The organism is Labrys sp. KB_33_2, assembly GCF_052114505.1.
In the GTDB taxonomy this organism is placed as follows: Bacteria; Pseudomonadota; Alphaproteobacteria; order Rhizobiales; family Labraceae; genus Labrys.
Genome location: NZ_JBFREW010000018.1, coordinates 77,887 through 90,668 on the forward strand (window position 1 = coordinate 77,887; position 12,782 = coordinate 90,668).

The window sequence follows — 12,782 nt, forward strand, 5'->3', positions numbered from 1 at the left end:
GCCTCGGGCGATGCGATCCCGGTAGTGCTCGGTCGGGCATTCGATAATTGACAGTTAACTGATAATCCGTATACTGTCAATTATCGAATGAACCATATACCATGTCGTCATGGGGGGCCTGTGGCGCAGCCTGCGCGATGGTAGGGCTGCAAGGGTCCCGGCTTCGCCGACCGACAGGCGGAATGGTGAAGAACAAAGGCAGGCCTGCTGATGGGTCCGTCGAACGGGAGGAGCACTATCCGATGAACTACGTCACCCATGCGGATCGCATGCTGATCGGCGGCGAGCTCGTTCATGCCAGCAGCGGCGAGTTCGACCTGTCCATCAACCCTGCAACGGAAGAGGTCATCGGCCGCGTTCCGCGCGCGACGGTTGGGGATGTCGACCGTGCTGTCAGGGCGGCGGATGCCGCCTGGCCCGAATGGTTCGCGCTCACGCCGCTGGCACGCAGCCGCGCGATGCGCGACTTCGGCAAGGCCCTGCTGGCGCGCTCGGAGGAGATCCTCAAGGTCGAGGTCGCCGATACCGGAAACACCATCACGCCCATGCGCGGCGACGTCGGCTTCGCGGTCGACAGCCTCGACTATTATGCTGGCCTCGCCCATGAGCTGAAGGGCGCGACGATCCCCTCCACGCATGAAAATCTGCACCTCACTTTGCGCGAGCCCTATGGCGTGGTGGTGCGCATCGCCCCCTTCAATCACCCGCTGATGTTTGCCGTGGCGAGGACTGCGGCGGCGCTGGCCGCCGGCAATGCCGTCGTAGTCAAACCGCCGGAAACCAGCCCTCTCTCGGCCATGATCCTGTCGGAGATTGCGCGGGAGGCGCTACCGCCCGGAATCTTCAACATCGTCACCGGAGACGGCCGGGTCGTGGGCAACGCTCTCGTCCAGCATCCCTTGATCAAGCGCATCGCCTTCATCGGCTCGCCGCAGACGGGGCGGGCGATCCAGCGTGCGGCGGCGGAGGTCGGCGTCAAGCATGTCAGCCTGGAGCTGGGCGGCAAGAATCCCTTCATTGCCTTTTCGGACGTCGATCCGGACCGGATTGCCGATGCAGCGGTCCGTGGCATGAACTTCGCGTGGCAGGGCCAATCCTGCGGTTCAACCAGCCGTCTCCTCGTGCATGCCGACATCTACGACGCCGTGCTGGAGCGTGTCGTCGACAAGGTCAAGGCGATCCGGCTCGGTGACCCGCAATCGCCCGATACCGGCATGGGGCCCGTCAATTCGCGGGTGCAGCTGGAAAAGGTGCTTTCCTTCTTCGAGAGCGCCAAGACGGATGGCGCACGCCTGATGACCGGCGGCAAGCGTCCCTATGGTCCGATGTTCGAAAAGGGTTACTGGGTCGAGCCGACCGTCTATGCCGATGTCGAGCCGGGCATGCGGCTGTGGCAGGAGGAAGTGTTCGGCCCGATCCTGTCGGTTGGCAAGTGGACGGGCTTCGACGAGGCGGTGGAGAAGGCCAACAGTACCGAATACGGCCTGACGGCGGCGGTGTGGACCAACAACATCAACGACGCCTTGCGGATGGTACGCAAGATCCGCGCCGGCCACACCTGGATCAACGGTTCTGCGGCGCATTTCATTGGCGTTCCCTTCGGCGGCATGAAAAGCTCCGGGATCGAGCGAGAGGAAGGCATCGAAGAGATGCTGGGCTATACCGAGACCAAGACCATCAACATCATACTGCCGAAGGGGTAAGGGCGGGGGCGCCGGCCCGCCCGGATGAGCTGGCGCCGGTAGAGCGTCGCGGCCATATTGACAGCATACTGAATTTATGTATGCTGTTTAATGAGCCAGGGAGTATCCGCGGGCCTTCAAGGCAGGCGGAGAGTGAAGGCGAAACCTTCAGGACAAACCCGGCCGCATTCCAGTTTTGTGTGCTGACAACCAAGCAGGGGACGCGCGTTTCGCTTCCGCGTGACGGTGCTGTCTAATCAAAAACAAAACAAAGGGAGGATCCATGACATATGTAATCGGCGTCGATACCGGCGGTACCTTTACCGACGGCTTCTTGGCCAGCACGGATGGCGTGCTGGTCTCCGCCAAGGCCCACTCGACGCCGCCCGACTTTTCGCGCGGCTTCATCAACGTCCTTGGAGAACTGGCACACACGGTCGGAAGCAGTGTGGAGGACCTTCTATCGAAGACGGATTACATCGTTCACGGCACCACCTCTACGCTCAACGCCGTCGTCACCGGCGACGTGGCGCGTGTCGGCTTCCTGACCACTCGAGGCCATGCCGATTCCATCCGCATCATGAATCTGGAAGGGCGCTATGCCGGCCTCGATCCGAGCGCCGTCCAGAACATCTCGCGCACCAACAAGCCCGCGCCGCTGGTGCCGCATCGCGACGTGATCGAGATCGACGAGCGCATCGACCACAAGGGCGCAGTCATCGTTCCCCTCGACGAGCAGGGCGTCCGTGCTGCGGTGAGGAAGCTGCGCGATGACGGCGTGCGGGCGATTGCCGTCTCGCTGCTCTGGGCTTTCCGCAACCCGGTGCACGAGCGGCGCATTCGCGAGCTCATCCAGGAAGAAGCGCCGGAGCTCTATGTCGCCCTGTCGCATGAGACCAGCCCGCGCATCCGCGAATACACCCGTAGCGCCACCACCATCATCAACACGCAGATCGGCCCAGTGCTGAAGGGATATCTCACCCCGCTCGAGGAAGAACTGCGCGCCAAGGAATTCGAAGGCTCCCTCTTGGTCATGCAGGGCTCAGGTGGTTGCGTGCAGGCGGCCGATGCGCCCAAACACGCCGTCAGTACGCTGGGTTCGGTGCTCACCGGCGGAGTGATCGGCTGCCTGCGCCTGGCCGAGCGCCTGGGCCACAAGAACATCATTTCCACCGACATGGGCGGAACCACCTTCCTGGTGGGACTGGTGCGCGACGGCAAGCCGAGCACGACGACGACCACGGTGCTGCACCAGCATCAGATCAACACGGCGATGGTCGATGTCCGCACCATCGGCGCCGGCGGCGGCGCGATCGCCTGGATCGACGGCGGTGGCAATCTGCGTGTCGGCCCCCGCAGCGCCGGTGCCCGTCCCGGTCCGGTCTGCTACGGCGAGGGCGGGCAGGAACCGACCGTCACCGATGCCGATCTCGTGCTCGGCATCATCAATGGCGACAATTTCCTGGGTGGCCGCAAGAAACTGTCCAAGGAGCTCGCTGCCGAAGCGATCCGTACCAGGATCGCCGAGCCGCTCGGCCTGACGGTGGAGCAGGGCGCCGCCGCGATCTACGCCATCCAGAATGCCCAGACCGCCGACCTCGTGCGCAGCGTCGTGGTCAATGGCGGGCATGATCCGCGCGATTTCGTGCTCTATTCCTTTGGCGGCGCAGGTCCGGTCCATGCAGTCAACTATTCGGCCGATCTCGGCGTGTCGGAAGTGGTGGTGCCGCTCGGCTCCACCGCCGCGGTGTTTTCGGCCTATGGGCTCGCCTCCTCCGACATCGTGCTGACCGCGGAAATGTCGGATCCGGGCAACTTCCCCATCGAGCCGGCCACGCTCAACGGCAATTTCGGCAAGCTCGAAGCTGAGCTCGCCGAACGCCTGGTCCAACAGAAGCTGCGTTTTGCCAATGTGGTCTATGAGCGGGAAGCCGAGCTGCGCTACACCATGCAGATGGCCGAGGTAACCACTCCGGTGCCGGGTGGGCCGCTCGGGGAGGCGGAGATCGCCGGCATCGGCACCAGCTTCGAGCAGCTCTATGAACGCATCTACGGCAAGGGTGCCGGGTTCAGCGACGCCGGCCTGCAGATCATCACCTACCGGGTGCGCGCTATCGGCATCCTGCCGATCCGGGCCGATCTCGCCGCGCATGAAAGCGCGACCGCCGATCCGATTCCTTCCTCGATACGCAAGGTGTTCCTCGATACGCGCAAGGGCTGGCAGGACACCAAGATCTACGATTATCGCAGCCTGGGCGCCGGGTCGAACCTGACGGGACCGGCCGTAGTGGAGACACCGACCACCACCGTCGCGCTGCCGGAAGGCTTTGCCGGCGTGGTGGACGCCTATGGCAATCTCGCCATTCGCGTCGCGGAACCGGGCTGAGGGGGAGAAAACCATGCCGCTCATTCAAATCGCAGGGTCGGAGCGCTTCGCCTATCAGCCGAAGGCACCCGACGAGACCCGAAAGCTCGCATCGGGCGCGAAGCTGCACCAGGTGACGGACAAGGACATCGAGGCCGTCGATCCCCTGACCTATGAGGTCATCCGCCACCGCCTCGCCGCCGTCGCCGGAGAGATGGGCGACGGCCTCAAGCGCATGTCGGGCTCCGTCGTGGTGACGGACTGCAACGATTTCGGCGCGACCATTCTCGACGAATGCGGCGATTCCGTCGTCGTCGGGCTCTACAACACCCAGCTTGCCGCTTCCGTCGACATGGCGGTCAAATGGACGCTGGAGAAGCGCTCCAGGCAGCCCGGCTTCCAGGCCGGCGACATGTTCCTGTGCAACGATCCCTGGGTTGGCGGCGGCCTGCACCAGAACGATGTCACCGTCTTTGCCCCGCTCGTCCATGACGGCGAGGTATTCGCCTGGACCGCCGTCGTCTGCCATCAGGTCGATCTCGGCGGTGTCTCGCCGGGAAGCTGGTCGGTGGAGGGGCGCGACGTCTTCTGGGAATCGACGCCGATCCCGCCGGTGAAGATCGTCGAGGGCGGAAGTATCCGCTCCGACATCGAGGACATGTATCTGCGCCGTTCCCGGGTGCCGCGCCTGATTGCTCTCGATTTGCGGGCCAAGATCGGTGCCAACAACATCGCCCAGGAGCGCCTCGCCGCCCTGATTGCCAAATATGGCGCGCTCACCGTCAAGGCGGTGATGAAGCGCATGATGAACGATGCCGAGGCGCGGCTGCGTGCCAAGCTGCAGGCGCTGCCGGATGGCACGTGGAGCGGCGTTGCCCACCAGGATTCCTTCCGCCACAGCGACCGGAATCTCTACAAGATCCTGCTGACCATGACCAAGCAGGGCGATAGCCTCAAGTTCGACTTCACCGGCACCGACAAGGAAACGGAGGGCTTTGCCAACTGCACTTTCGCTGGCCTTCGCGGCGGCATCATGCCCATCGTGCTGACCATGCTGTGCGGCGACATTCCCTGGTCGCCGGGCGGCCTCTATCGCTGCCTCGAGATCGTCAGTGAGCCCGGCACCATCAACAATTGCAACTTCCCGGCCGGCATTGGCAAGGCCTCGGTGGCTTCGGCCTGGGCGACGCAGAACGTGGTGTCCGAATGCGTCGCGGGCATGCTCGATGTGCATCCCGAGCACCGCAAATCGCTGATGTGCGTGTGCTGCGGTACCTGGGACCTCGCCGTGCTCGCCGGGCTCGACCAGCGCGGGAACCCCTTCGTGACCATGATCTGCGATTCCATGGCCGGGGGCCTCGGCGCCCGTGTCGATCAGGACGGGGTCGATACCGGTGGTCTCAACTGTATCCCGATGGGCCGCGTCGCCGATGTCGAGATCAACGAATTCAGCTTCCCCATGCTCTATCTGTGGCGGCGAGAGGAAACGGATTCCGGCGGACCGGGCCGTTTTCGCGGCGGCATGGGCGGATCGAGCTGCTTCATCCCGCATGATTCCCCGATCGGGGGCGTGCATCTGGTCGTCTCAGCTACCGGCAAGGCGCTGCCGCAGGCAACCGGCATCAGCGGCGGCTATCCTGCCGGCACCCAATATGATGTTCTCAAGCGCAATGCCCGTGTCGCTGAACTCTTCGCGGCCGGACGCATTCCCGCGACCTTGGAGGAGGCTGGCGGCACCGCCGACATTCTGGAAGCGCATCTGGAGACGCATCTGGGCGAGCAGGATGTCTACTACACCCATTGGCAGGGCGGCGGCGGTTACGGTGATCCGCTCCTGCGCGATGCGGTTCTCGTTGCCCGCGACGTCGAGGCCCGCAAGGTGTCCGCCAAGGCGGCCAACGACATCTATGGTGTGCTGCTGAATGGCGATGGCAGCGCGGACGAACTGGCGACCCGCCGGCGCCGCAGGCAGATCCGATGCGAACGCGTCGGCGAACCCGTCCCGAACCAGGCTGCGGAGTGAGAGCCATGAAGATCGATGACAATGTGAGGCAGCAGGCGGACGGGACCATCGTTTGCGATCATTGCGATCATCCCTTGGGGGCTGGTGTGGGCAACCCCTTCGCCAACGCCATCCGCCGCGAGCGGCCTTCCCAGGATGCGGGTCCCGGTGTGCGAGCCCCGGCGTCGCATTTCACCGATCGGCCGATTGGCCTGCGCCAGGTCTTCTGTCCCGGTTGCTATGTGCTGCTGGCGACGGAGATCGCACCGACGGACGAGCCTTCATACCGGCACTGGGAGGTGACGGCCACCCGTTCCGAAACACAAATCTGACCCGCGAACCGGCCATGATCCTCGATGATCGCCACGGCGTCGCGCCAGCCGGCGTGCGCGATATGCAAACGGTCATGGCCGGACGGGGCTTCAGCCTCTCAGGCGCTCGCCTCCTGGGTCGAAGGCAGGCTCGGCGAGGATGCGCGCCTTATGCGGGATCCCTAATATGGCCACTGTCACGGCATCGCCGTAACCGGCCAGATCGGCTTTGACGTAACCCAGGGCCAAGGATTGGCCGACCCAATAGCCATAGCTGCCGGAGGAAACCTGGCCGAGCGGAGTGCCGTCCGGCAGGAAGATCGGTTCGCCGCCGGTCGCATCGGCATCCTCGGCCTCGATGGCCAGCGTGACGAGCCGATCCCGCGCCGGACGGTCGGCGACGGCCGCATAGGCGTCGCGGTTGAGGAAATCGCCCTTGTCCAGCTTGACGAGACGCGCCAAGCCGGATTCCTGAGGCCAATATTCCGGCGAATATTCGCGCCCCCAGCTGCCATAGCCCTTCTCGATGCGAAGCGACGTCATCGCTCTCGCGCCGACAGGACCGGCGCCGAGCTCCTTCCCGGTCGCGAGGAGGGCGCGATAGAGCGCTTCCTGGTCGCCGGCCTGGCAATGAACCTCCCAGCCGAGATCGCCCGTGAAGGAAACGCGCAGGGCCACGGCCTCGATGCCGGCCAGATTGAGAAGGCGCGAACGCATGAAAGGGAAGGAGTCGTTGGAAAGGTCATCGGATGTCAGGCTCTGCAGGAGGGCGCGCGCCTTGGGGCCGGCGACGCTGAAACCGCACATGGCCTCCGTCATCGAACGAAACAGCGTTGCTTCCGGCAGGGGCACGGCGTTGAAGAAACGCTGATGATAGCGTTCCGCCATGCCGGAGCCGAAGATCATGTAACGATCATCGGCAAGCCTGGTGACCGTAAAGTCGCCGGCGACGCCGCCCCGCCGGCCGATCAGGGGAGTGAGGCAGATCTGGCCTGTCCGCGTCGGCATGCGATTGGCGAACAGCGCATCGAGCCAGGCCCGCGCACCCGGGCCGGTGACCTCATATTTGGCGAAGTTGGAGATATCGATGATGCCCGCATGCTCGCGCAGCATGCGCGCTTCCCGCCCCACCGGCTCCCACCAGTTCTGGCGCGCGAAACCGGCCGTCTCCTCCCGGGGTTCGCCCGCGACGGCGAACCATAGCGGATGTTCCCAGCCGAAGTTGAAGCCGAACACCGCGCCCATTTCCTGCTGCATCGCATGGATGGGGCGGGTGCGCACGGGCCGGCCGGCGCTGCGCTCCTCATTGGGAAAGTGGATCTTGAAGCGATGGCCGTATTGATCGCGAACCCGGGCCTTGGTGAAGGCCTTGTCGGCCCAGGAGCCGAAGCGCGCGAGGTCCCAGGCGAACATATCGAGGGAGGGCTCGCCCTCGATCATCCATTCGGCGGCGAGCTTGCCCATGCCGCCCGACTGGGAGAAGCCGGGAATGATGCCATTGCAGCAAAAATAGTTCTTCATTTCCGGCATGGGGCCGAACAGCACGGCGCTGTCGGGCGACCAGATCATCGGGCCGTTGATCACCCGCCGGATGCCGGTCGAGCCGAGCACCGGTACGCGCTCGATCGCCCGCATCATGTTGTCCTCGATGCGGGTGAGATCGTCGGGAAAGAGTTCATGGCCGAAATTGGCGGGTGTCTCGTCCTCGGCCCAGAACCGCATGTCGCGCTCATAGGCCCCGACCAGCAGGCCGAGGCCCTCCTGGCGAAGATAGTATTCGCCGTCGCGATCGGCGACCGAGGGCAGACGCCGATCGAGCGCGGCAATCTCGGGGATGGTCTGCGTGACGAAATATTGATGCTCGGTCGGCATCAGCGGCAGGGTCAGCCCGGCCATGGCGGCCACTTCGCGCGCCCACAGGCCGGCGGCATTGACGATCCACTGGCTGCGGATATCGCCTTTCGGAGTGCGCACGATCCAGCTCCCGTCGAGCTGCGCCTCGGTGCCCGTGACCGGCGTGAAGCGATGGATCTCGGCGCCGCGCTGGCGGGCACCGGCGGCATAGGCCGCCGTCACCCCCGATGGGTCGACATTGCCGCCCTCGGGCTCGAACATGATGCAACGTATGCCTGAGAAATCCACGAGCGGATGCAGCTTTTCGGCTTCACCGTGCGAGACCTCGTAGAAATTCATGGCGTAGCGGCGCGCCTTGGCTTCCTGCAGCCGCAACTGGTGCTCGCGCTCCTGGGTCTGGGCGAGATAGAGCGAGCCGGGCTGGAAGATGCCGCAGCCCTGGCCGGTCTCCGCCTCCAGCTCCTTGTAGAGCGCCATCGTATAGTGCTGCAGGCGGCTGATATTGGTCGAGTCGTGCAGGCCGTGGATGTTGGCGGCCGCATGCCAGGTCGATCCCGAGGTGAGTTCGTCCCGTTCCAGCAGGACGATTTCGGTCCAGCCGAGCTTGGCGAGGTGATAGAGGATCGAGCAACCGATCAAACCGCCGCCGATCACGACGGCCTGGGCATGGCTACGCATGAAACGAACTTCCCGATGAACAATCCATGCGGCGAAGGCCCGATGCCGTTGGGAGATCCACGCGGAAGATCCTGGCAGGGCTTTCGCCTGTTGTGACCGGGCAAGTCTAGGCAGCAGGGCACGAGGCGGGTAGGCAGCCTTTCGCGCAAAAAAGCGGTGTTCGGCAAAGAATGACCAAATAAAACGATGTCATTGGCCTCGCGATCTTCGCTTGTTGCCGAACGCTTGAGACGTAGGATTGGCTCGGGGAAGTCTATCGGAGGATCGTGTCAGACCATGTCGGCCTTGGCGCGGGCCAGAATCCACTCCTTCACGATTTTTACCACGCTGCCCTTGGATGAAGCATTGTCGGAAAGATAATAGCCCCACGGACTGGGCGGGCGGACAGCGAAGGGTTCGGCCAGAAGCCCTCTTTTCAGAAAAGGGCGGGCGAGCGAAAGCTGTACGGCGACGCAGCCCGCACCGGCGACCGCCAGCTCCAGGGCGATATTGGAGGAGTTGGTGCTGAGATATTTCTCGTGCTCCGACGTCTCGATGCCGAGAGCCGCGCCCATGCATTGCCAATATTCCTGCCGGCTGTGCACGAAAATCCAGCCCTGCTTCAGGATATCGGCGGGGGACCTGATCGCGTTCGGCCCGGAGAGGAATTGCGGCGCGCACAGCAGAGCCAGGCTCTCATCCCATAGCGGGATGGCCATTGGTGGCTTGTTGTCGAAGCGCCGGGCGGAGACGGTGAGATCGGCCGCCGGTTCGCTGGGATCCTCCCAGATCGTGCCGTGCAGCACGACTTCTATATCAGGATGCCTGGCATGGAAGGCAGCAATGCAGCCCGCGAGCCAGTTGGTGGCGAGCGTCGCCGGGCAGGAAATCACCACCGTCCGGTTCCTGACCGAGGCGAGGATGGCTTCGGTTGCGTGGTCGATCTGATCGAGCGCCTGCCTGAGCGTCGGCAGGAAGGCCTCGCCCATCTCGGTCAGTTTCAGGCTGCGCGGATACCGTACGAACAGCTGACGGCCGATATAGTGCTCCAGGGCCCGCACATGGGTGCTGATGGCGGCCTGGGTATAGCCCAGCTCCTTGGCGGCCTCGGTAAAGCTCAAATGCCGGGCCGAGCATTCGAAGGAGCGGATGTAGTTGAGCGGAGGAGGGGGTTTCATGGCGGCTCTGGATGTTTGCCGGAGGCTAGTTCAACTGCCTCCGCCGGTTCAACGCCGCTTTGCGCCATGACATCATTTTTTTTGGGCAATGCCGCCAAACTAATCACGTGAAAGGCGCCTTGTACCACACCTATCATGGCGAGTTGTCAGATGAATTCAAGCAAGGGTGGCGTACCGGGCATGACACAGGACAGGCGTGGCGGGGGGCGCCGATCGAGAAGCGCGCGGGGCGGGGGCATTCCCCAGCTGCCCTGGCAGCGCGTGTCAAATCCCTATGCGCCCATGCAGATGCTCGACGAAGAGCGCATGGAGATGCTGCATCGCAGCTCGATGCGCATTCTCTCCGAACTCGGCATTCGGGTGATGAGCACGCGGGCGATGGACCTGTTCGAAAAGGCCGGCGCGCTCGTCGACCGGGAGAGCCAGACCATCCGCATCGACGAGACATTGGTGAAGGAAGCGCTTCGCACCGCGCCGCGTCGCTTCACCTTGACGGGCCGCAATCCCGACAAGCAGCTCGAGATCGGCGGCAATGCGCTGGTCTTCGGCCTGGTGGCCGGGCCGCCCAACGTGCATGACCGCATCAACGGCCGGCGATCCGGCAATCTTGCCGACTATGAGAACTTCACCCGCCTGGCCCATTATTTCAACGCCATCCACATCCTGGGCAACCAGGTGTGCGCGCCCATCGAATTGCCGGCCAATTCGCGCCACCTCGATACCTACAAAGCCAATCTGTCTCTCAGCGATCTGAGCTTCCACTGCAGCGCCATCGGGCGCGGCCGCGCCATGGACGCTATCGCCATGATGGCGATCGCGCGGGGCATCACCCTGGAGGAGATGTGCGCTTCGCCCGGCGTCATCACCATCATTTCCGTCAACTCGCCGCGGCTCTTCGACGACGCCATGGCGGACGGCCTCATGGCCATGGCCGAACATGGACAGCCGGTAACGGTCACCCCCTTCACGCTGATGGGCGCGATGACGCCGGTGACCCTGGCGGCGGCCCTGTGCCAGCAGAACGCCGAGGCCCTGTTCGGTGTCGTGCTGACGCAGCTCGTCAATCCGGGCACGCCGGTGATGTACGGAGCCTTCACCTCCAATGTCGACATGCGCTCGGGCGCGCCGGCCTTCGGCACGCCGGAGAACACCAAGGCCAACATCATCGCTGGCCAGCTTGCGCGGCGCTATGGCCTTCCCTATCGCACCTCCAATGCCAATGCTTCCAATGCGGTCGACCTGCAGGCGGCCTATGAAACGGAGATGGCGACCTGGGGCGCCGTCCTCGGCGGCGCCAATCTGATCTATCACGCCGCCGGCTGGCTGGAGGGCGGCCTCACGGCGTCCTATGAAAAGCTCGTCCTCGACGTCGAGATCCTCCAGAACATGATGGAGTTCCTGCGTCCCCTGCCTTTCGAGGAGGACGATCTGGGCTTCGAGGCCATCAAGGCCGTGCCTGCCGGCGGGCATTTCTTCGGCAGCGAACACACGATGTCGCGCTACGAAACCGCATTTTATCAGCCCATGCTCTCCAACTGGCAGAATTACGGCAGCTGGCAGGAGGCCGGAGCGCATGACGCACTCGACCGGGCGACGGGCCTCTGGCAGCACGCTTTGCGGGAATATCAGGAGCCGGCCCTGGACGAAGCCGTTCGCGAGGAGCTCGAGGCCTATGTCGTGCGCCGGCGCACGGAGATCGGCGCCGGGGAACCTTGAAGGGATCGATGCCATGGAGATCAGGCTGAGCGAAAGGCAGGCCAGTGAGGCGATCCGCTTTGCCGTGCTGATGTTCCCGGGCTTTCCCCTGATGGCATTCAGTTCGGTGATCGAGCCGCTGCGTGCCGCCAACACGCTGTCTGGCAAGCGCTGCTACGCCTGGATCACGGTCGGCCCTGATGGATCGAAGGTCCGGGCCTCCAACGGCATCGACATCGAGCCGGATTTCGGCGTTCGGGACGCGCCGTCCGTTGATCGCATCGTGGTGTGTTCGGGCGGCGACGCCGATCATCTGGTTGCCGAGGATGCCATGGCCTGGATCCGCCGCAACCTCAGGGCTGGCGCACATCTCGGCTCGGTCGCCGATGCGGCTTTCCTGCTGGCCCGCGCCGGTCTGCTCGACGGCTATGCCTGCACCCTGCACTGGACCAGCCAGCCGGCTTTTCGCGAGGCCTTTCCGGGCCTCGACATGCAGCGAGACCTCTATGTCATCGACCGGCGACGCTTCACGGCGGCAGGCGGGGTGGGCAGCCTCGACATGATGCTGGACATGATCGGCCGTGATTATGGCAGCGAGCTCTCGGCCGGCGTCGCCGAATGGTTTGTGCACAGTCCGCTGCGGTCGAGCGTGGACAGGCGGCTGATGCCGCTGCGCCTGCGTACCGGCATCGGCGACGAACTCGTGCTGGCCGCCGTGGCGATCATGGAGGACTGCGTCGAGGACCTTCTTCGCATGGATGCGCTGGCGCGGCGCCTCGGCGTCTCCGCCGACAAGCTCGAGCGTTCCTTCCGCTCCGAGCTCGGCGTCACGCCGAACCATTACTACCGTAGCCTGCGCCTGAGGCGGGCAGCCGATCTGCTCACCCATTCGAGCCTGCGGGTCGGCGAGGTGGCGCTGGCCTGCGGCTTCAACAATGCGGCCAATTTCTCCCGGGCCTTCCGCGATAGCTTCGGCTACGCGCCGAGGGGCGTGCGCCAGCGCAAGTCGATCTCGGGGGAGGCGCCCAGGATATGACA

8 protein-coding genes are annotated in these 12,782 nt (G+C 64.3%); 6 read left to right on the forward strand and 2 right to left on the reverse strand.

What is annotated here, in order from left to right; all coding sequences use genetic code 11:
- Window positions 1-242: 242 nt before the first annotated feature.
- The 4 genes from AB4037_RS27735 to AB4037_RS27750 all read left to right on the forward strand — a co-directional run bounded on the left by AB4037_RS27735 (window position 243) and on the right by AB4037_RS27750 (window position 6,381).
- The gene (locus tag AB4037_RS27735; protein ID WP_441773673.1) at window positions 243-1,703 is read left to right on the forward strand and encodes an aldehyde dehydrogenase family protein; all 1,461 of its coding nucleotides are present in this window, start codon (window positions 243-245) and stop codon (window positions 1,701-1,703) included.
- Window positions 1,704-1,965: 262 nt separating this feature from the next.
- Window positions 1,966-4,068, forward strand: coding sequence for a hydantoinase/oxoprolinase family protein (locus AB4037_RS27740; RefSeq protein ID WP_441773674.1), 2,103 nt, complete (start codon window positions 1,966-1,968; stop codon window positions 4,066-4,068).
- Window positions 4,069-4,081: 13 nt separating this feature from the next.
- The gene (locus tag AB4037_RS27745; protein WP_441773675.1) at window positions 4,082-6,070 is read left to right on the forward strand and encodes a hydantoinase B/oxoprolinase family protein; all 1,989 of its coding nucleotides are present in this window, start codon (window positions 4,082-4,084) and stop codon (window positions 6,068-6,070) included.
- Between the two features lie 5 nt (window positions 6,071-6,075).
- Window positions 6,076-6,381, forward strand: a complete 306-nt coding sequence (locus AB4037_RS27750; protein ID WP_441773676.1) for a hypothetical protein — start codon at window positions 6,076-6,078, stop codon at window positions 6,379-6,381.
- Window positions 6,382-6,471: 90 nt separating this feature from the next.
- On the opposite strand, the gene AB4037_RS27755 is transcribed toward AB4037_RS27750, so the two are convergent.
- Complete coding sequence (locus tag AB4037_RS27755; protein ID WP_441773677.1) at window positions 6,472-8,892, reverse strand: GcvT family protein; 2,421 nt, start codon at window positions 8,890-8,892, stop codon at window positions 6,472-6,474.
- Window positions 8,893-9,161: 269 nt separating this feature from the next.
- Window positions 9,162-10,049 carry a LysR substrate-binding domain-containing protein gene (locus AB4037_RS27760; protein ID WP_322432150.1) on the reverse strand — a complete coding sequence of 296 codons (888 nt, stop codon included), beginning with the start codon at window positions 10,047-10,049 and terminating at the stop codon, window positions 9,162-9,164.
- Between the two features lie 180 nt (window positions 10,050-10,229).
- Between AB4037_RS27760 and AB4037_RS27765 the strand changes: the two genes are divergently transcribed.
- Together AB4037_RS27765 and AB4037_RS27770 are read left to right on the forward strand one after the other, a co-directional pair.
- Entirely contained in the window at window positions 10,230-11,765 is a 1,536-nt protein-coding gene (locus AB4037_RS27765) for a trimethylamine methyltransferase family protein (protein WP_441773724.1), read from the forward strand.
- 13 nt (window positions 11,766-11,778) lie between these two features.
- Window positions 11,779-12,780: a GlxA family transcriptional regulator gene (locus AB4037_RS27770; RefSeq protein WP_441773678.1), complete on the forward strand. Its 1,002-nt coding sequence runs from the start codon at window positions 11,779-11,781 to the stop codon at window positions 12,778-12,780.
- Window positions 12,781-12,782: the final 2 nt, after the last annotated feature.